This window comes from Legionella saoudiensis (assembly GCF_001465875.1).
GTDB lineage: Bacteria > Pseudomonadota > Gammaproteobacteria > Legionellales > Legionellaceae > Legionella > Legionella saoudiensis.
The window spans coordinates 48827-71398 of sequence record NZ_LN901324.1 but is presented as its reverse complement, the minus strand read 5'-3'; the positions used below and the strand labels follow the sequence as shown (position 1 = coordinate 71398).

The following is a 22572-nucleotide window of genomic DNA, read 5'->3' as shown; positions in this document are numbered from 1 at the left end:
CTGAATTTACGAAATTACTTCAGGAGCAGAAATGCGTGCGTCACAATGGTTTTTAGTTACTCTAAAAGAAACTCCTAACGATGCTGAAATCGTTTCTCATCAGTTGATGTTGAGAACAGGGATGATCCGTAAACTGGGCTCAGGCCTTTATACTTGGATGCCTCTAGGACTTAGAGTATTGCGTAAAATAGAGCAAATCGTTCGTGAAGAAATGAATCGCACCAATGCGATGGAAGTGCTTATGCCCTCGGTACAACCCGCTGAGCTTTGGCAAGAAACCGGACGTTGGGAAACTTTTGGTGGACAATTACTCACCATGAAAGATTCTAACAATAGAGAGTATTGTTATGGGCCCACGCATGAAGAAGTAATTACTGATATTATGCGTAATGAGCTGCAGTCTTATAAGCAATTGCCTGCAAATTTTTATCAAATTCAAACCAAATTCCGTGATGAAATCAGACCCCGCTTTGGTGTAATGCGTGCTCGTGAATTTATTATGAAAGATGCTTACTCCTTTCACTTAGGCATCGAAAGCCTACAAAAAACCTATCAAGATATGTATGATGCTTATTGTCGTATTTTTAATCGTATGGGTTTAAAATATCGAGCAGTAGAAGCTGATACAGGCGCTATAGGCGGCTCTGCTTCTCATGAGTTCCAAGTGCTGGCTGATTCAGGCGAAGACTTGATTTTCTATAGTGACGTCAGCAATTATGCTGCTAATATAGAGCAAGCCATTAGCCTCAAACCTGAAAAATCCACGAATCCTACAACTAAAAAAATGGAATTAGTTGATACACCCAAACAAAAAACCATTGCTGAAGTATCCAAATTTTTAAATATTTCAAGCAACGAGATGATTAAAACATTAATTGTCCGCGGCAAAGAGCATCCGATGGTTGCTTTGGTTTTACGTGGCGATGATGAGCTTAACGAAGTAAAAGCAACGAAACACCCGCTTATTGCTTCTCCGTTACAATTTATTGATGAAGAAAAAATCCTAAAGACCCTAAATGCTCCGACTGGTTCTCTAGGACCTATTGGTTTATCCATCCCGGTAATTGCTGATCACCATGCGCTTGCTATGGATGAATTTGTTTGTGGTGCTAACCAAGCAGATAAGCATTACCAACATGCCGCTTGGGATAAAGACATTACGAATTATCAAGCCTACGACTTACGAAATGTGAAAGAAGGTGATCCAAGCCCAGATGGCCAAGGTACATTACACTCTTGTCGTGGTATTGAGGTTGGCCATGTATTCCAATTAGGCGATAAATACGCGAAAGCTATGAATGCTTCTGTAATTAATGAGCAAGGCCAATTAGAAACCATGTTAATGGGCTGTTATGGTTTAGGGATTACTCGTGTTGTTGCTGCGGCAATCGAACAACACCATGATGAACATGGTATCATCTGGCCCCAAAATATTGCCCCATTCCACATCGTTATCATTCCTTTGAATGGTCATAAATCTCAAGTGGTTAAAGAGCAGGCTGAGGCTTTGTACCAACAACTTAGCAATGCCGGAATTGAGGTATTACTGGATGATCGTAACGAGCGCGCAGGCGCCCTGTTTGCCGATCATGATTTAATTGGTATACCTCATCGTCTAGTAGTCAGTGAGCGAAACATTGAGCAAAACTGTGTGGAATATAAATCTCGTGCAACAGGTGAAACACAACAGATTGCTCTAAATACTGCCGTTACGGATCTAATTAAGTTAATTTCAAAATAATGAAAATCAGATGGCAGCCTAGTTGCTTACGACTAATGGCCCTCAGCTAAGGGATTTGCGTAGGCTGGCGCTGAGTGCAACGAAGCCCAGCGCCCAGGCTCAATGCCACATCCATGCTGGGCTTCGCGATGCTTAGCACCAGCCTACATTTCATGCTTGAGCTTAAGTGCCATTAGTTGCTTGCGGCCAGGTTTTCCCTCCCTTAAGAAAGTACTGATTACAAACAACTAGCCATGCCAATAAATATTTTTTTTAACAGTAGACCTACGTCCTACGTATAAATCTTGCCGCAAAAATTACTTTTAAACTAAAAATTATTCAATGTTTCTTGTCCTTCAACACCAAAATGTTATACTATAACACTTTCAACATTGATATGACTTCATTTACCCCTAACCGCCTACTAAGTGATCATATGAGTAAACAAAAGAAAAATAAAATGCACCATGCGCATAGCCACCACAGCCATAGTCATCATCATGGCCATAGCCACGATCACCATCATCATGCTCACCACCATGAAAACCATTGGCTTAAAGCAACCTTAGGCCTGCTTTGGGGAGTAGGTTTATTGGTCTTATCGGTTGGAGGCTTTAGCATTCCCATTACCGCCTACTATGCCCTGACCGGACTGACTTCGTTAATGACCTTGTACTTAGGACATAGCGTTTACCAGTCTGCCTGGCAGTCATTTCGCCAAAACAAATGGGATATGACCACTTTATACTCCATTAGCACCTTAAGTATTCTTATTGTATCGCTCGCCAGTACCATGGTTCCTGGTTTACCGATGATGTTTGAAGCTGCTCCTCTAGTTTTAGGCTTTTGGCACTTAGGAGAAGGTATCGAACATACCTTAATTGATCAAATTAATAAAAAATTAGATGTTCGCGATTGTATTCCCTCAAAAGTATTATTAAGAGGTGAAGTCGATAAAAAAATCTCCGTTAAAAAATTAGTACCTGATAATCTTATTACTATTCAAAAAGGCGATATAATTCCTGTTGATGGCGTATTAACTACAGATGCTTTGCTTTACACAACTCGAATCAATGGTTCTTCTGAACTTAAAATGTTTAAAGCAGGGGCAATAGTGCAATCAGGCATGCGTTTAGCAGATCATATTCCGTCCTTAGAAATGCGTGTTACTGCAACCTATAAAAAATCTTATCTGTCTTTAATGGCTAAAGAAATAAAGAGAGCCGATGAAGAAAAAGCTCCTATTGAATTAATTGCAAATAAGATATTGGATTATTTTATTCCTGGCTTACTCATAATTGCTACGATATCGGGCGTGGCTATTAGTTCATTATTTGGTATCGCACCTGCAATACAATGCGTTATTTCCGTTCTGGTTAGTGCATGTCCTTGTGCCTTGAGCTTAATTACCCCCATGGCAGTTAAAATCGGCATGAACAAAGCCGCAGAACAAGGTATTCAATTTAGCAATGGCGCCGCATTACAAGCCGCAGCGGATATTGATACGGTTGTTTTTGATTTAAATGGCACTCTGACCCAAGGTAAAATGCAGGTACAAGCTCTACAAATTAGTGATAAAAGGCTATTAGCTCATATCGCATTACTAGAAAGCAAGGCAGATCATCCCGCAGCAAAAACTATTGCCGATTATATTCTTAGCCAAGAAGACGTTAGCGATGAACATCTGGAAATAACCGACATCGATAAAAACCATCACTCAGGTATAAAAGCCTTAATCAACGGTGAACGGTTTATTATTGGTAATAAGGACATGCTTCTAGCAAATGACATTATGCAAATTAATGAGCCCTATAATAATCCTAAAAATGGCTCTACCTATATCGTACGCGGCAATACTGTCATAGGGCAAATCTCCCTAATGGATCCTTTGCGGGAGGATGCAATTGCCACCATTAAGCAATTAAAGCATCTTGGTAAAAGCGTGCATATTTGTACAGGTGCAGATCAGGAAACCGCAGAACGATATGCTGTATTATTAGGTATTTCCAAAGAAAATATTTGCGCCAATACAGTTGGGGTGTCCACCAAAGATCATGAAATATCTAAACTTAGCTATATTCAACGTTTAAAAGATAAAGGATATAAAGTTGCTATGATTGGGGATGCAGCCAATGATGCAGCGGCCATTGCTGGAGCTCATATAGGAATTGCAGTGGAGTCAAAGATTGGTGATAACAGTGCAAAACAATATGCCGGAATCGTAGTTCAGGAAGGCTTATTATTCCCTATTGCCACAGCGTTTGATGTGGCTCAAAAAGGAAAGCAAAATATTATTCAAAACTATTTTATCAGCTTAACTTATAATTCGACGATTACTTTAGTGGCATCTGGATTATTTGTTGCGGTAGGTTTTACTTTAGCTCCGCCAGTAGGTATTGCCTTAATGGTACTTGAAACCACCGTAGTTTTAAGCAACTTATATCGTTTTAAACAACAAGACATAGTGGCTACGGTTGCAAACAACCCCTCTGTTGAAGATCTTGGTCTGAAGAATGATTCACCCTCAGTAATGTTACGGTTAGGACATCGCCATCAAGTAACGTCTACTCTCGAAACCGAACCTGTTAACACGAATTTATTTGCTAGTGCTGGGCTTAATTCTCATTTTTTAACGCCGCAAAGTGAAACAACATTTCATATTTAAATGGTTGTCTCTGTCCTGAGTATAGCCTGATTGCCAGGTATTAACTTAAGACCTAGTCAAAGAGCGATGTATAAATAATGGTAAGAAAGGACGTACGGATTCGTGTTTGTGCGACAGCTGCAATCTTTTGCAGGTTAATTTCCAGCCAAGATTCCAGCCGCGCCAAACAAATACAGTATAGCGAATTTTTCTAAAAGAACACTGCGCCAAAAACTCATTTTTTATGTAAGATATTTCTCAAATTAATATAAGATCATTAGCTTACGCTCAAAAAAAACCCCCGGACGACAGTCATAGGGGGTGTTCACTTACACAGTACAAGCTTAATTAGTTGCTGGTGCTGTAGGAGCAGTTGTAGTTGCTGGAGCAGGAGCCTCTGCTGGTGCAGCGGCTGGAGTAGATGTTGATGTTTTTGGCTTTTCTGCTAGGGCATCTTCAGAACATGCAGCAGCAATGTCATTAACTCCATCATCATATTGTTTATCAGTTAAATTATCTGCTTGCTTAATCAGAGTCATAACTTTGGGCTTAGCACATTCGCAATAAGCCATAGTAACCTTTTTATCTTCTGCACTTAGATTAGGATAAATAAGGTTCCAGCGATCTTGACAAAATTGAATAAAATCAGTTTCCTGTGCTTTACTTAAACCCACATCGTCTTCCATTGCATCCAATGCATCATGCAATAAAGTGCGAGACATACAGACATGAATTGCTTTTTGTATTGCTTCATCATTACCCAAAGGTTGAGATGCCGCGCATGCACAATATTTTTCTCCAAAATTTTTGAAGTCCACTTTATCTTTTGCTGCATCTGATTTTTCCATCCAAGCATTAGTACAAATTGTTAGAAAATCAGCAGCTTCTTTAGGATGGGCGGCAGCAGGATCTTCAGCAAATACGGAAAAAGAGAACAAAGCAGCAGCAGCAAAAATTCCCGTGCGCTTCAATAAAGAATAACTCATGATGTATCACTCCTTTGATTAATAATTATTCTTAACTCAGCATAGACTAAGTGTGGTTAGTTATCTACCAAAATCCAAAGATATATTTTCTTAGTCATGGCTGTAATATACCCTCCCCTTTATAGCTCCCGAAGTGAAATGGTGAATGTATTAGTTAAATAACTTGCTGTGTCCGTGATGTTGCTTATACTCATATAAAAATGGTGAGTAAACTCAAAAATTAGTCTATATTGATTAATAGTTATTCAATTTTTCGCTTGTCTGGCATGAGTTACTCCGTGCTACTTATTTTCAAGGTAAATTATGAATACAGGACACATCGCCTGGATGTTAATTTCTTGTGCTTTAGTCATGCTCATGACACCCGGATTAGCATTCTTTTATTCTGGACTTGTTCCTGAAAGAAATGTATTGAATACCATTAAAATGAGCTTTATTTGTCTCGCTATTATCCCCTTATTATGGGCTATTGTAGGGTACTCCTTAGTTTTTAGTGCACATAATCAATGGATAGGCGGATTAACCTATCTGGGCTTATCTCATCTTGTGGACGCTCATCCAGCCGAGGGCGCTATCCCTCCCCCATTATTTATGCTATTTCAAATGATGTTTGCCATCATCTCTCCGGCCATTATTTCCGGAGCGTTTGTGGGACGCATGAAATTTGCAGCCTATTTTTTATTTGTCAGTTTATGGAGTTTATTCGTTTATGTTCCTTTAGCGCATTGGGTTTGGGGGCCTAACGGGTGGTTAGCACAAATTGGCGCCATTGATTTTGCCGGTGGTGTAGTCGTCCATATCAGTGCAGGTTTTTCAGCCTTAGTTGCCGCCATATTTTTGGGTCCAAGACTTAAATCATTACACAACAAAGATAAACCCCATAATATTCCCTTTGTTGTGCTTGGTGCCTCATTATTATGGTTTGGCTGGTTTGGCTTTAATGCAGGCTCTGCTTTAGCTGCTGATGGGATTGCAATTAATGCAGCCATTACTACTATGCTGGGTGCAAGCGCATCGGTCACCTCCTGGACTCTGCTCACTTGGCTTAGAAGAGCTCGGCCTTCTGCTGTGGGCGCTTCTGCTGCCGCGGTAATTGGTTTAGTTGCGATTACTCCCGCCTGTGGATTTGTTACCCCAATGGGCGCAATTGCGATTGGCAGCCTCAGTGCGATTATCACTCAGCTCGTTTTGTTATATATAAATAATATTAAAAAAATTGATGACACCGCAGATGTTTTTGCTTGCCATGGAATCGCTGGTGTGGTGGGTGCCTTATTAACGGGGGTCTTTGCCACTACGGTAGTAAATCCTGCGGGTAAAAATGGTTTGCTTGCAGGAAACTATATATTGCTATGGCATCAATTGATCGCGGTTTTAGTCGCTATTGCAATTTCCGTGGCAGGCACCACATTAATTTTATTGCTTCTAAAAAGCATCATGAATATCCGCACCACTCCTAGCGAGGAAATCCAGGGCATTGACATTATCGAGCATGGAGAAAGTGCCTATGATCATTCTTCCGTTGAAGCTTCTCCCAGAATATTGAAACGTAGAGGCACGCTCTCTTAAATAATGATTACGTGCTCACAGAAATGCATCATTATCCAGGAATTTTACCGCAAGCAATGCGCGCTCCGCCGCCACCTAAAGCAGGATTATCGCTGTAATTATCGCCACCCTCATGAATCATAACCGAGTGACCTTGAATATCTTTTGTAGTTAAACGAGGCGCTAACGAAGGTGTATTGGCCATGCCTTTATTATCAACTACTAATACAGGTAAATCACCTAAATGGCCTTGACCGTAAGGACCTTGGTGGCTGTTGGTGGCCGCCGGATCTAAATGCCCACCCGCTTTCATTGCATGATCACCACAATCAGGATGTTGATGAATATGAAAACCACGAGCGCCAGCAGGAAGGCCAGAAAGTTCAGGCTTAATTAATAAACCAAATTTACTGTCCTCAAAAGTAATTTTTCCTAGGGCTGCACCTGCGGTGTTAGTAACCTCACTAGTCACCGTAGCCGCTTGACTCAAGGACGCTCCCAACAGAGCAAAAACACCTAAAGCGAGCACTTTTTTATACTTAATTTTGTCCATATCTATCCTTATAAAGTTAACGCCATAAATTGTAGCTTAAAATTCCTCTATTATGATACGCTTATCCCTCCATAACTAATGTAGGGACGCATATGTATTTTAAAATTCGCAATACCCTAGGGCCGTTGTTGTTAATTCTTACCTGCCCTATTTTTGTCATGCTAATGTGGTATACCAATACGGAGCTTAAAGGCTCATTATCGGCACTCTGGAGTTTAATGAGTGAGCAAGGCTTTTTTCAAACCATCTACAACGTCTGGCAACCTTATTTTTGGGGTTCTGCCACTGCCTGGAAAATTATTTTTACTTTTATCGTTTTTGAATTAGCATTAATGCGTTTACTGCCAGGTAAAGCATTCGATGGCCCAATTACCCCTAAGGGTAATGTGCCAACTTATAAAGAAAATGGCCCTTTAGCATTTATTACTACGATGGTTCTTTTTTGTGTAGCAAGCTTCGGTTTGCATTTATTTCCAGCATCGATCCTCTATGATAATTTGGGTGCATTATTTGGGGCATTAAATATTTTTAGTCTTATCTTTTGTTTGTTCTTATATCTAAAAGGACGTTTTGCTCCATCAAGCACAGACTCAGGTATTACCCATAATTTTATTTTTGATTATTATTGGGGAACCGAACTTTATCCCAAAGTTTTAGGTTTTAGCATTAAAAAATTCATTACCTGCCGCTTCGGGATGATGAGCTGGGGCTTATTCCTGATATCCTATTGCGCGAAACAAAGCGAATTAAGTGGTATCTCGAACTCAATGCTAGTTTCTGTAGCCTTACAATTTATTTATTTAGGCAAATTTTATCTTTGGGAAAAGGGCTACTTACGCTCCCTAGATATTATGCATGACCGCGCGGGTTTTTATATTTGCTGGGGCTGTCTGGTATGGGTTCCTTGCATCTATACTTCACCAAGCATGTACCTAGTATTACATCCCATCCAATTAAGTCCTTGGTTAGCAGCCACCTTTTTCATTTTAGGCGCAGCCGGCATTATTATTAATTATCTTGCTGATAAGCAAAGATTAGTAACCCGCGCAACAGATGGAGATTGTAAGGTTTGGGGTAAAAAACCGGTTACTTTAGTGGCTCATTATCAAACAACCGAGGGTGATAAAAAGCAAACTATTTTGCTTGCCTCAGGCTGGTGGGGTGTAGCCCGACATTTTCATTACATCCCTGAACTCGCTGGTACATTTTTTTGGTCGGTACCTGCTTTATTTGAAAATTTCTCTCCTTACTTCTATATTTGTTTTCTAACCGTTCTTTTAGTCGATCGTGCTTTTCGTGATGATCAACGATGCTCTGAGAAATATGGTCATTATTGGAGTAAATATTGTGAGTTGGTTCCGTACAAAATCGTGCCTTTTTTGATTTGATACTCTCCTCTGTTTTATTTCAATATCCCCTCCTTCGCCTTAGGAAGGAAGGGGACCTAAATTCAAAGCTGCAAAACCATCAAGATTTTCGCGCAGAAGTGAGCACGTCATTCTGAGAAGTTTACGTGTTGGAGAATGACGTTCCACTATGGAGTGGACAACTATGTGTTTTGCTCATTTCATTACGATAGATTGACACCAAAAAGAGCGGTATTTAGGAGAAGAAATAGAAATAATAAGGAGATTGAGGCTATGGATACAGATGAACATATTCAACTAGGTAATGCGACTAGACTACGGATGGAGCTATTCAAAAATAACCCGTATGTCAAATCTGGTCCCGATGGCACTCCGCTTATAGACCTTCAAGGTCTTGATGAAAATGGCATGCCAAAATCAATTAATCTAAACAATATACCTGTTGGAATCATTATAGGTATGTCCGGTGATTATTTTGGTGGTAGGGAAGTAGCTTATGAATTGCCCATGAATATGGACTTTAAATACAATAAAGCAGCGCTTGATAGTGATGGGGCCTGTGAAACGCTCGGACAATTATTAAATCGACTGCCAATTACTGATGAGCAAGCCCAAAAACTGATTTGCTCGTATAAACGACTCGCTAATGATGAGGTAACTCAGAAAAATATTGATACGATTTTAGCAATTAATAGTGCCAAGTATATTCCCTTTTCATCAACCTTAAATTCCTATATGCAACAATTGATGTTCGCCTTACGCGTAAAAAACTATGGTGAAATACTCAATCGGAATTTATCCCATTTTACTCCATGGTCAGTACGAGCTTATACGATTGGACATCATCTGGCTCTTCAATATGCCCGTATTTCTTATGAGTTAACACTCCTCGCTGATAATCCAGATTATCAATCGGATAATGCAGAATTTAATATCGTTCGCGGCATCTTAGAAAACACGAATGGGTTAACAACAGAAAAGTTGCAAGATCTATCTTATCGCTATCAAGCACTCGCTTTGAGTATGGAGTATTTTTGCTTCCATTATTACACAGACCATTTTGCTGCAGGTCATGGCGCGTTAATGGGTGACTTACGAGCCGTATTGCCTGAGCGCTTTGGTACCTTTGGAAGTATCTTAGTTAATAATCTACATGATGAATTAAACCGAATTACGGTTTATACCAAAAAACCTTATGATCCAACTCCAAATCCTCAAGACCCTCCAGTTGAAGCTGGCGGAGATGGTGATTTTGATGCCCCCAACAACCATTTTAATAAATTAGCCTGTATTGCAGGTATGCAAAGTTCATTAGAAGATCTGCATAGGGTATTCGCAGGTGGAAAAATCCCACGGCAGACTCAATATGGCGGGTTAGAAAGCATGCCAGATATTGATGATAAATATCGGCAACCTCAGCCGCTAATAATTCTTGGTGAAGACAATAAGGTTTATCGCCGTACCCATTTAAGCCAAATTAATACCTTATCTCCTTCTCAGTTGAAAGCAACCTTTATAGATCCGAAAAATAACGGCTATACCGAGGTGGCAAGTAAATGGGATGCTTTTATTTTGGTATTAAAGTTACGCCTTCTGCCTTTTTTTTACGAGGGCAAGCTGTTGCCACTCACTCCGGCACAACAGCAAACTATTGCGGACGAAGAAGCCATTCTCAATCCAGGGAGAGCACCGATTCAAACGCCACAAACCGCTTTACCTGTGCAAATCCCAACGACCTCGCAACCCGCCTGGCAGGTACCAGCCGACCGTGTTACGGTTAGTGAAGGTCTGAGAAGAAATAGTCTATTAGCTGCAGATATCTCTATCCGAAAAGTAGCAGATGAGGTGGAATTGGCTACTGCTCCATCTATGGCAGTGTAATTTTAATTGTGGCCTTGATGCACCCAGCGTAATCAAAGGATGCGGAATCTGCCAAGCATCCTAAATCTTGGTTATGCTGCGTTGAATTAAGGCTACATTTATTGAAAAACAGGTGTGGATTGTCCATGAGCATAGATGCTTCATCACTCTTACACGCTGACCTAGATAACTCTTCATTGGCTGCATTTAAGTGTTGAAAAAAATAATGATTTGCTGCTCTCTTTTTATGGTGTTTTCGCTTTTTAATATGATGTAGCGCTAAGCAGGCTCGAGCCAATTCTGCCCTGTGATTTTGAAATAATTCCCGAATCTTTTTAAATTGTTCTGTGCTAATAAGGAAGAATAATAAATTATGTTCACAAGTGTAATTATATTTATTACGCGTATGAGTGTTTTCATTAAGCTCATCGATTTTATTATATATTGAATTATACTTACGAAGCGCATGAAAATAGGCAATTAATAAGGGATAAGCCGATTCGTGTAACTCAGTTCCTTCTCTAATACCTGATTTAAATGGTACGACACTCTTTACGGACACATCCTGTTTCCAATGAGTTAATTCCATTCGCTAACCTATCCTTGTTTTGAACTCACATTAATTACTACTTATGCAATCCTTGCGCGTATCTTTAGTATAGTAGCACCCTTAAAAAATGCCCACTTTGTAATCACAAAGATCTATTTTGTGCTTATCAGCATTTAAAGAATCAGGTCAGTCCGCATACCTACATCTATAGAGAATCTGTGCTAAACTGATTAAAATTAGAACAGAAAGGCGCGCTATGGATCCTGGTTTTTTCCAGTCTGGAAGAGACGCTCTGATGTTAGCTTTACAGAAGAACGATTTGGCTCAATTGAAAAGTGCTTTAGCACCTAAGACTCTTTATCGCTTAGCACTTTCAGGTAGTGGTTGGATTCAGTCTGATGCTCTTGATGCACTTTTTGAACAATCTACTGCTGAGGCTAGGGCATTACAAAGATTTGTTCTCGCCTCATGGTTAAAGGATACTGAGAGTATACTAATTCCAGATGATGACAAGTTAAAAAGCTATTTACCTGTGTTAAGTACATGGGAGCAGGCATTAGTCTTTGAACTAATGAATAAGAGAAAAGGATATTCTTATTTTATACCCGATTGGCGTACAGCCAGGCCTTGGCTTTTTCCCTGCCTGGATGAGTTTCAACGCGCACAGTTATTTTCTTCATTATCGGAAGAAATAGCACATCTAACGGAAGAAGCGATACACAACATTCCTCCTGAACAATGCCAAAGCACGTGGCTTCTAAATGACATAATTGAATTTCTTTATTTTAAAGAAGATGAACAATTACTGTCTGCGGTTAGTACGGCTCTCAAAAAAGCACCCCTTTTATTAACCATGATTTCATTGAAAAACACCCATGCTCTGCTTAATTTGCTTTCAGATGAGGATAAGTTCCTAATTTTGGATGAACTCCTTTCGCTCAGCTTGTTAAGAGATGCTGATTTAGCAGGTTATAAGGCATATAAAAAATTTAATCTTAGATTACTTAATAAAGCTTTAGATCTTTTTCTAGAGTCAATGTCTGATGAAAAAAGAGCCTTATGCCTTGATAAACATGCCATGTATTTTTTAACTAATTACGCGGAGAACGGCAAGAACTGGAAACCTTTTCCTAATCAATTCATCATCGCCGCTCTACCTTACCTTGATAAAGCATCGATTAATCAACTTACTAGCAACTTTCTAAATTATTTTAAGAGTGGTGTTAAGCTTTCCAATGAGCATGCAGAATTAGGGTTAAAGCTGCTGCCTTATTTAGATAGACCCTCATTAGAGTTCATTGCTTCTCATTACTTATCTCATGGAAATCTTGGCCGTAAACAGCGTCATAGAGCTTGGGCATTTTTATCTGTTCGCATACTTCCACAATGTTTGGATCTAGTAGACGTATGGATTAAGGAATATGGGTTTAAAGATTGTCTCAAAAAGTTTTTCTTTGATTTCAACTTCCCTTTACCGGAAGAAAAAAAACAGGCTTACTTTCAGCAGTTTTATGACAGTATAAAAAATGAAGTAGATGCGATCCCACTTAAAGAGGCAGAAACCTATGCCCGTCTATTAGGTCTTTGGTCTGTAGCCGATAATGAAGCAAACCAAAAGATAGTTTATGAGGGCTTAAAAAAGATATTATTTATACCTTCTAATACAGGCGAAATGTCATTAAGACCAGAAGCCCGATTTATTTGTGAAGCCTTTTGTAGAGCAACAGAACCTATTACCCCGATGCCTATAGCCTTAGTAGAACTTTTAAAAGAGTATGGATTGGATTTAGATGCACCGTTAAAACTGTTTTTAGTTCTCCCTTCCCCCTATGAGTTAATAAGAACATCTCCTGAAACTATCCCTTTAAAACAATGGTGTGTGGTGTTTAGTAAGTTACAGGCATGGGATAAACTGTTATATAATTATCTTCATAATAATGAAACAGCTGCAGAAGCAATAAGGCTTTTAGTGGAATGGGCAGATGCCAGCACCAACCTTTCACAACATCAGGATCAAAATCTGCAACATACCAGTGCCCTGGCCTATCGGTACGGTCTAATGTTACTAAACTCTTATCTATTGTCCTGTCCCATAAAGCAATTAAAACTTATGCACCAACTCATAGAAACAGGATTATCCATATACACTTATCCCTCAGAAGAGTTCATGAGAAATTATGCTGAGCTTGAGCAATTAAGTTCTTTAGCATGGATTGCTACGTTCCGGCAGGACAATAATATTGAGCCTGAACCTACATCCTGGTGTACAATCCTGTAAGTTTACATCCTGGATTTTGCTAATTTATGCTCATTAGAAGATTTTAAAATTAAAACCTTGATGCAATATAGCACTGCATCAAGGCATATTTATTACAAACCTAAAAAAGAATTTTCAAAACCAAATTCGGCCGCGTCAAAGAATAAATCCTCTTCACTCGGCTCAATTTTTTTATCAAACTGCTTTTGAGTTTGACTTGCTAAGCTTGATTGTAAGTAAGCCTCAAATTGATAAAGCTCAGCTACCGATTCAAAACGTTTGCAATAAACTGCGCCTTTAGCCTCCTCGCGCTCAATTTCTTGAGCTAAAAACGCCAACTTATCATTAAGCGTTTGGATTTGACTTAGTGTTGTTTGATATAGGTCTGCAAGTTGGCTCGACAATGCAGCTTCTTCTTTTTTAATTGTCGGCAATAAGCTGTTTCGCACTTGTTTGATACAATGCTGTTTAAGCTCCTCCAATAACTCTTTCCTATCCTCTTCAGACTCTTGATTAAACACCGTATTCACAAGTAAAGACCAAGCGCTCTTCCAAATAGGCTGAGACTTAGCTGCCTCTGTAACTCTCTGGTGTAAATTAATTAAATCTGTTTTTAACGATTCATCATGAAGTTGATTTATTTCATCTACATCTAAATTAGTTAATGTAAAATTTTTGATTCGATCTCTGTCCCGGAAATGATGCTGTACAGTCTCAGGAAAACCACTTAAGTCATCCGGAGTCCCTCCTTGAACATAAGCATTTAATTGCAAAATCGCATTCACCTGCCCCTGGAACTGAACAGGGAATAACTTTGAATTCGCAGGTATAACCGCCTTATGATTCAACAAGGGTATTTGTGTATGTTTAAGTTGCTCTAGTTGTACAGATAAGTCCAAAGCCCCAGCTAATTGCTGTGCATGCTCTCTTTGCATTCGTTTCAAGTCAGGAAGTTGAGAGTTATAATGAACAAAACCTTCAAGTGCCGGATTTGTACCTCTTCCCTCAATCACTAAATCCAGATAGTCCTTAAATCCGTTGTGACCAGGTTTTAAACTAACTTGATGCACCTGGAAATTATTCATTGCTACCAACTGCGTCTCAATTTTTGTAGCTTTCAGCTTGAAGTATTTACTTTCATCCATTAATTCTTGATGGTTTTGCTCACACTCATGCCACATTTTATTAAGTTCACCACGTAATTGCGTTAGTGGTGCAAGAAGAATTGCATCGGCTTTTCCAAGTTTGGCGATTTTATTGACAATAAAGTCATTCATTTCGTAAAGCGCATAAACACTATCACATTTTGCCTGTATATCTTGCAACTGCCATTTAATCTGCCTCCACCCACTATGCTCACTCAGCAAGGCGCCCTTCTCTTGTTCTAACCTTCGTAAAGCGGCATTAAACTTGTCACGCATTACATAATAAACAGCCTGCTCTTTACTTTCCTGAATAAATGTTTTATCTAAGATTTTTTGCTCATTGCCGATAAGAGTTAAACTATTTAACGTAGCTAAAGTTTCTTGAATTAAATTACGGGTATTTTTATGTCCCAAAGGAAATATCCATAAACCCTCCAATCGCGCTTGATGCTGCATCAGAGTTTTATAAAGATTTTTCAAGGCTGATTGGCGACGATCCCCATTAGTCTGCGCTCTTAATGAAGCAACCGCAACTAAAATATCATTCGCCGCATCAGTAACCGCTGTACGCTCTAATAAATATCCTAAACCTCGGTTTCCTTTAACGGCCCAAGAAAGGTTATGTTCCAATTCATCGGTAATTTCATCTATAACATTATTAATGTAGATATCTTTTAATTCAATCAGAGCAGCATCTTCGGCATAATTTACCTGATCAGCCACTTGCAGTAACTCTTGAATAGCAGGTTGCATTGCATATTTCTTTTCGAAATCTTCTTCGGCAAACCATCTTACGTAAGAATTTAAAAATAAGATTAATGCATTCAAAGTATCCGCATAATTTATTTGGATTAACAAATTATCTCGAACCGATTTGCTTAAAGCGCTCTCGTTAGCAATAACCTTGCTAATGTGCTGTTGCAGTGATTTAACCTGATTTTTAGTATATGCGGCCCGATAAGTACTGAGTTCATCATCAGAATAACGCATCATTGCGCCATTAACATCTAATCCTGCTGCGACATAACGCTGAGCTTTTTCTTTTTCCACCTGCGTTGCGTTTTCTTTCTTTAGCTCTTCGATTTCATGCAAGCGGAATTGCTCACTGATGGACATATTCGCTAAATAATTACTACGCAACTCATTTAGTGAACCTGGTTCAATTAGCTCTGCAGCCTTTGCACGCAACACAGTACAAGTTGTTTGCCATATCGCTACAGTTGCTTGCTCAAATTCATGCATTGCTTCCTGAAAACCAGTAAGCAATAAACTTTGTCCTTCGGGATCCTTCCGATCATAAAGGCTCATATAATGTTCCTGTTGGCCAAGAGAAGTAATACACTCTTGCCACTTCTCACTTAAGTTACAGGCTAAATTATCTTTTAACAGCAACAGCTCATTATTTAATTGCAATAAATCATCTTTTGCATAAATAGTCGCTAGAAACGCTTGCCATTCATCAAACTGCTTCATCGCCACATAACGCATCGCTGCAGCAGACTGGTTATATACATGTTGAATCGCTATAACTTCTTGTCGCTTATGACGCAATAACTCAAGGTCTGCAAACATAAGCTCACGTTCATCATTATCATAATAACTCCAAGACTTAGCATGCATTAAGTTTTGAGCTTCATAAATAACTGTATATTTACCCGGTTTTTCATAAGTGGAAATACGACGTAAGAACTCACGCACACGATTTGCTGGATCTAAGGAAGTTTGTATTGTCAAAAATCCTTCGGAAAGATCGGTATTAAAAAAAGTACCTCGTCCTAGAGCCTCGGCGGTAGTGATGGTCACGGTATTAGGAGAGCCCGCCTTTCTCAACCAAGACTGCTTATTACTCATATCCAACACACCAACAGTACGTGATGAACCGTAATAGGCAGTTAACATGTCTTGGAGATAACGTACTTCGTTCGCATCTTGCGCAATTAACACGATAGGCTGGTTATTTACTGCACCAGAAATTACGTTATGAATTAGAGCACAATATTGTTCCTCGTTTACTGTAGGAGCTACAGTCAATTCACTCCGAGGATCCTTCATGCCTGAGGGAATGGCGTTGGCAGAGGTAATACCCAACTGATCGCACACCTCTCCTAGCTTATCTGCATTCATTGTTTTAGATAACCCAATAATGCGTCCCTGAGCCTTATACTCATTAATTAAATCTTTTACCGAGGCCTGAGCAATTGTTTTACGTGCTGGATTAATCGGGAATTTCCATCCTAAAGCCAGATATTCTTTCTCTAAACGAACATGCAAAAATTGTTGTACCTCTTGCGCGATACTCATTCCTTTCTGAGCAGACTTCAAGCTATAAGGTACTGCAGTATAGATATTTGCACCCTGGCTTAAAACTTCAAAATCCTCCCCTTCGAGCATACGCTGAGCAGCTATAGCAGAGTTTAACCATCCATTTAATTGCTCGCTTGATAGATTTTTTAATTGTGCCCGATGAATACCCGTGGGAGCATGTTGTTCTAAAAAGCTTTTTAGCTGCATTAAATCCTGAGGCTCACTCCAAGCATAAGGCGGGCTTAAATCTTTAAATTGAGGCTGAGCAATGAACTCATTAACCAACGGGTAAATCCAGGCGTATGGATGCTCCTCTGGTTTATCCGCGGTCAAACTAAAAACTTGCTTATCGTTTAACGCTGAAAGATCCGTGCCACAAAGAATTAAATTGGTCGATAATGGTTGACCATTTTTTTCAGCGATTAACACTTCATCCTTTTGTTTAGCGCGTTGACGGTACACCGCCAAATCACCCATAGTGGAGCAATTAATTCCCCCTTTCTTATAAGTTTTCAAAGGTGAATCCGCTTTAAGGCAACTGGAATCGATGCCCACAGAAGTAAAGAAATCCTTATGTCCAAGACCATAATAATCTTGAGCCATTTCCTCGCGTTGGGCATAACATAAATCAACGCTGCCACCATCAGCCTGTACCCATTGCATTACGGCAACTAATGTATTAACAACACGTGCATCTTGGTCGTTTGCAATCTGCATCAACAGATTACGGCGTTCATGTTTTAATGCGAGCACTACTGCTGCAAGTTGTGGAGCATAAATAATTTGCCCCGTGGCACGTTCATATTGTTCACGTAATACAGCGATTAGATTAAGTTGGGCGTTTAGCTTATCTGCCTCAGAACAACTCGGGTTACGTATTGCTGCAATCAAATGATCGGAAATCAACCGTAACTCAGCTCGTGAAACCTTCGTTAAATCGTCATATTTTTTACCCATGCCTTTAATCACTAAAGGCATCTCTTTGCCAATGGCATTAATGTAGGTGATTTGTTGGACTATGTCATGTTGCGCTTGCGCAGTTAAATTAACATTACCAAACATATTTTTAATATCGGCAACAACTTGAGCTACTTGCGCCATATCAAACTGCTCTTGCACTACCTGCTCTGTGGTTTTAATAACCGTAATACCGAATTCCGCATCATACTGTTCGGCCCGACCTTGTTTAGGGTCTTTATCATACTGCGCAATATAAGCTCTTAATTCTTTCGCACTTCCATTTAATAGACCGATAAATTGTTTTAAGTCAGGATAAGGAGGGCTTTCAAACAAAGAGGCAATCTCTGCTAAATTAAACTCTTGTATTTCAAGGCCTTCATGCAATTTAAATAGCAAGGGCAATTTATCATCAGCAATACTTTGGCTATAAGCAGTGAGTATTTTAATCCAAGCGTTTAATACTGGCTCACTCGCCCTGGCAAATTTGGCGAGCAACTCATCATATTGGTGCAACTCCTGCACGCTACCTGTTTTGCATGTTTTAATTAATGAAGTCATTAACGGAAGTATTGCCGTTTCCGATTCAGAAAAAGCTTGCAGAACAAATAAAGTATGAGCAATAAGCTGTTCCAACAACACACTATTTACTTGCTCTACATCAATTTTTTTAATTACATCCATCCAAGCATCAAATAAGACATAAACCTGATCCTGAGCCCCGCTAAATAACTCATAAATCTGTATTAACTGCTCAAATGGAAATAAGGTATCTCTAGACAAATTGTGTACAAACGAGAGCTGTAATAATTTTATGTAGGCAGCAAAATCAATAATACCAGCTGCTTTATATTGCGCCAAAATAAGCACCTGCTGCACCGCATTATCGAATTGGGTTTCAGAATAATTCGAGTGTGTATGCAAGGCATTTAATAAAATATCGAGTTGCTCTACAACCTGGTCTTCCGCTATTCGACTAAACTCAGTTAATAACCCACCCAGCTGCGCCGGAGTAAAAGAACAGCGTTGCTCACTGGAAGTAAATTCATTACCTAAACGACTAATACAACGGCGAAAATCATTATGATGGTTATTTCGGAGATCAATTAGGGTATTAATAAGGCGGCTAAGCTCATCAAATTGTTTGCTTAACTCAAGTTCCAGTTCCTCATCGAGTTCATCCTCAAAAAATTCAGGGGTTAAATTTAGCAAATAATCATCAAAACCTGGATTTGCTGTTTGCAATGAGTTTACGGCTTCAATAAGGCAATCCTCATAATCTTCAGGATTAAGGGGCTTTTTCAGACTCAGCACGGGTCTACTGCCTATTTGTGTATTAGGCAAAATTTCCTGAATTATATCTAAAATAGTAGCTTGCTGCTCTATATTATCCATTGTTCCCAAATTGCCCGCATCCAGGCTTACTGCCTGAACGATTTCAAGGAGGTTTTCTAATGAAGGCAGACTAGAGGATGTTCGAACATCAATTTCAACGAGCAGGTTGAACAATATGGTTTGCTGGGCTTTCGGAAGAGCGACCACATTCTGCACTAAAGTTTTAACCTGCGTTTCAAACTCAGAGTCAGGCGCTTCCTCTGCACCATTATATGGGGGAATAGCATCATTTATTAAAGAGAGTAACCTTAGAAATTGCGATAAAGAGGCTGGCTCGCGCGCAAAACATTCTGATATATGCTGACCCAGCTTAGCTGTTGGATGTAGGTGTCTTAATAATAGATTTATATTAAAGGAATTAATTGCAGTAGTCTTGGCTTGCGCTAAAGTAAGTCGTGCTTGGTAATTTTCAAGCAATGAGGTGCCAACAGATCCATAAACATGAAGCAAATTTAGCGAAAGGGTCATGAGCGCAAGCATATTCACTCGCGCATCAGAAGATGTCGTATCATCCTCTGGTGCTTCTGCTCGTGGTTTAGCGAGTTCATCCAGTAACACCTTGAGCATTTCGTTCTGCGCGTCAACCGGAATAAGAGCAATATAATTAGCTTTCTCGCGTTCAGGAATTTCTATAGCTGAACCATGATTAAGTAATAACGTATCAAATAAAAGGTTTAATTCATGTAATGAAGGCATATGATCATGTTCAAAAGATCCTAACGCGCCCATGCACATTAAAAGGATAGGCATTAACCCCGTTTTCAATTCAGGAGAAATAAGTTTGGCTGCCAATATCATTTTATCCACTAAGTTTAGGACTGCAGCACAAGGAGCACGCTCTTCGGTACATGAGCGTTTACCGGTAGTGGTTAAAAGAATAATACCCAGTAATAAGGATCTCGCATCATCATCTAGGTGATAGTGAGCATTTATTTGCGCTTCAATATCCTCATAAACACTCAAACCATAAGCCCAATCCTGTTTGCCAATAAAACGATAAAATTGGATACGTGCTTCTTCGGATGTAGGCTTTCCAGCAAAGAACGTATAAAGTTCTTGTGGGTTTTTAAACGCTACAGTATTAGCCTGTCCTGAAATTAATCCCATATGTTGGGAAATAATACGATATTCTGGATCATAATCAGCAGCAAAATCTAAACCATGAAGATATGCCAATTGTTCTTTGGGGTCGGCTGAATTTTTAATAATAAATAAAGCTCTATCCAATGCAGGTTTCATATGTTTAACGTGTACTAGAGGGCAACTCGCCGGTAAATCCTGGGCAAGCTCACCTAACCCCGTTAGAAAATAAGAATAAGCATCAAATAGTTCATTAAAATTAGTCCGTACACCAGCCGCTTTATGCTGGCTCACTAGCGCGCGCCACCACATGTATTGTTCTGGGGTTAACACCGCTAATTTTTTAAGATTATCAAGCCCTCTCGGTGTAGCTAAGTCGGCATAACTTTGAGGATTTTCAAGAAATAGGTCATGCAAATCATTAAAACGCTCTTGCTCATGAAGTATTTTAAATTGTTGCAACACCAATACCATTCCATCCGCACCGGAATTAACTAATACATAAGCTAAACCATGGTAATGGGAATTAGTTAACGGTAAAAATTTTAATAGATTATGGATGCGCCGTATTTTTAACGGATCTTGCTCTAGCTCCGAAAGGAAAAAATTTAATGCATTTAAACGAGTTTCTGAGGCGATTTTAGGCGCAAATAAATGGGCAAATTCAATCTCATAACGTCCTCTATTCGATGATTCATTTCCAAGTAGGGTAAATTGTTGAAATGAACCGCTTACAATTGGATTCACCAACTCAGGAAGAATCGTTAAAGGAGTAATTGTATCAAGATGTTGCGCTTCAAGCTCTGGGCTGTAACACAAAACCAGCCCTTCTTCATTAGTAGCTTGGAGATAAAGCCCAGCAGGTAGATTATCCAAAACTACCCCATCAACGAATTCTGGGTAATAGCGAATAATATACTCCAAGGCTTCATTTTGCACATGAGTTATTTTCTTGTTTACCCCTACCAAACGATCCCATAAGAGCTGTAAGTTAGGAGCTTTTTCTTTAAATAATTTATTAGCAAAACGTTTTAGTTTGGCATTAATCGTTTCACGATCAATAAGTTCACCGAGCGAAGCCATTGGTACAGGGGGCTTCTGAACAATTTCATCCCTCATCACCGCTTCTCTTTGTTTTCGTAAGCTTGCCGCTATAGGAGAGGTGGGTTGCACAGTGAGTAAAGGCTCTTCTATGGGGATTTGGATATTTAAACTAGCCCCTTGGGTTCCTTCAATCCAATTTTTTTTAGACTTCCTTATGGGAAGTTCAAGAGGCTGAAATGCTCGGATAGGCTGAGGTAAATCAGCTACATTGTTTTGAAAATCAAGGGCTAACCGTTGTCGTTTACTAGCCAAATACGCATTATCAAAAGCTAATTGGGCGCTGCTGTTCTTTAAGGATGCTATTTGTAATTTATAAATGTGGAGCTGGTCCGGATTTAAAATATACTCGACAATTTGTGCCACATGCTCTGCTTCAAGAGCCTCGCATTTTAAACGAATAAGTACTTCCTTTGTTCCAGATTGAGCCTGTCCATAAGTATGTTCTAAATGAGCAGTAAACTCTTGGACGGTATCAAAACTCAGCGTATCCACAGTGATCTTCATGCAGCCATCCCCTTCAAATAACGAATACTTATATCTTATTGTTCATTGAGTGCGAAAATATAGCACAAATAGCCTTAAGATAATATGAAGAAATGAATAATTTCAGCTCAAGTTTTCCTCGATTAAGTGCCAGTGGGGATTAAGAACATAAACTATTTAAATTTCTTGGTTTTGATAGGATGCTCAAACCGGTCGGTTTGTATGAATATAAATGTAGAGCAAGTTGAGTGTGTTTATACCAAAACTCAGCGAAAAAAACATCCAAAAGGATAATATCAATAAGCTGCTACATTATTGATAATCATGTACCATGTCGATAACTAAAAGATTAAACTCTTCTTCATTATCTATAGTAGTCTCAACTTGAGAACGAGGATATTCTTTAGTACCAATAATGAATACCTCTTGTTGCTCATCATATTGTGCATTTATCTTTTCATCTTGAAATGAATTGGAAACTGAGTTTGACTGCGGAGAACATTTTCCTTTTAACCATTTTTTAAAAGTTTCATGGTAAAATTTATTTAAGTTTTTATCTTTATCCATAATCGCTCTCCAATTAATGTTCTGTTATTCCTTTTTAATAGTTTTAGCACAA

11 protein-coding genes are annotated in these 22572 nt (G+C 39.3%); 6 read left to right on the top strand and 5 right to left on the bottom strand.

Going from position 1 to position 22572, the window contains the following annotated elements:
- Positions 1-31 precede the first annotated feature (31 nt).
- Together BN3124_RS09400 and BN3124_RS09395 are read left to right on the top strand one after the other, a co-directional pair.
- Positions 32-1741, top strand: coding sequence for a proline--tRNA ligase (locus tag BN3124_RS09400; protein WP_058534554.1), 1710 nt, complete (start codon positions 32-34; stop codon positions 1739-1741).
- 439 nt (positions 1742-2180) lie between these two features.
- Positions 2181-4385 (top strand): heavy metal translocating P-type ATPase, encoded by a 2205-nt coding sequence (locus tag BN3124_RS09395; protein WP_230849159.1) that lies wholly within the window; start codon positions 2181-2183, stop codon positions 4383-4385.
- Positions 4386-4708: 323 nt separating this feature from the next.
- Here the strand turns inward: BN3124_RS09395 and BN3124_RS09390 are convergent, their stop codons facing one another.
- Positions 4709-5350, bottom strand: coding sequence for a hypothetical protein (locus tag BN3124_RS09390; protein WP_058534552.1), 642 nt, complete (start codon positions 5348-5350; stop codon positions 4709-4711).
- Positions 5351-5653: 303 nt separating this feature from the next.
- On the opposite strand from BN3124_RS09390, the gene BN3124_RS09385 reads away from it, so the two are divergent.
- Positions 5654-6919 carry an ammonium transporter gene (locus BN3124_RS09385; protein WP_058534551.1) on the top strand — a complete coding sequence of 422 codons (1266 nt, stop codon included), beginning with the start codon at positions 5654-5656 and terminating at the stop codon, positions 6917-6919.
- 31 nt (positions 6920-6950) lie between these two features.
- On the opposite strand, the gene BN3124_RS09380 is transcribed toward BN3124_RS09385, so the two are convergent.
- Positions 6951-7451: a superoxide dismutase family protein gene (locus BN3124_RS09380; protein WP_058534550.1), complete on the bottom strand. Its 501-nt coding sequence runs from the start codon at positions 7449-7451 to the stop codon at positions 6951-6953.
- 92 nt (positions 7452-7543) lie between these two features.
- On the opposite strand from BN3124_RS09380, the gene BN3124_RS09375 reads away from it, so the two are divergent.
- Positions 7544-8839 carry a phosphatidylethanolamine N-methyltransferase family domain-containing protein gene (locus tag BN3124_RS09375; RefSeq protein WP_058534549.1) on the top strand — a complete coding sequence of 432 codons (1296 nt, stop codon included), beginning with the start codon at positions 7544-7546 and terminating at the stop codon, positions 8837-8839.
- Between the two features lie 252 nt (positions 8840-9091).
- The gene (locus BN3124_RS09370) at positions 9092-10699 is read left to right on the top strand and encodes a hypothetical protein (RefSeq protein ID WP_058534548.1); all 1608 of its coding nucleotides are present in this window, start codon (positions 9092-9094) and stop codon (positions 10697-10699) included.
- On the opposite strand, the gene BN3124_RS09365 is transcribed toward BN3124_RS09370, so the two are convergent.
- Entirely contained in the window at positions 10686-11267 is a 582-nt protein-coding gene (locus tag BN3124_RS09365; protein ID WP_058534547.1) for a hypothetical protein, read from the bottom strand. The two genes, BN3124_RS09370 and BN3124_RS09365, sit on opposite strands and share 14 nt — an antisense overlap.
- Positions 11268-11484: 217 nt before the next feature.
- On the opposite strand from BN3124_RS09365, the gene BN3124_RS09360 reads away from it, so the two are divergent.
- On the top strand, positions 11485-13506 hold the full coding sequence (locus BN3124_RS09360) for a hypothetical protein (protein ID WP_058534546.1): 2022 nt from the start codon (positions 11485-11487) through the stop codon (positions 13504-13506).
- Between the two features lie 92 nt (positions 13507-13598).
- Here the strand turns inward: BN3124_RS09360 and BN3124_RS09355 are convergent, their stop codons facing one another.
- Entirely contained in the window at positions 13599-21974 is an 8376-nt protein-coding gene (locus tag BN3124_RS09355; protein WP_058534545.1) for a hypothetical protein, read from the bottom strand.
- Positions 21975-22265: 291 nt separating this feature from the next.
- Positions 22266-22520 carry a hypothetical protein gene (locus tag BN3124_RS09350; RefSeq protein WP_058534544.1) on the bottom strand — a complete coding sequence of 85 codons (255 nt, stop codon included), beginning with the start codon at positions 22518-22520 and terminating at the stop codon, positions 22266-22268.
- Between the last annotated feature and the right edge of the window lie 52 nt (positions 22521-22572).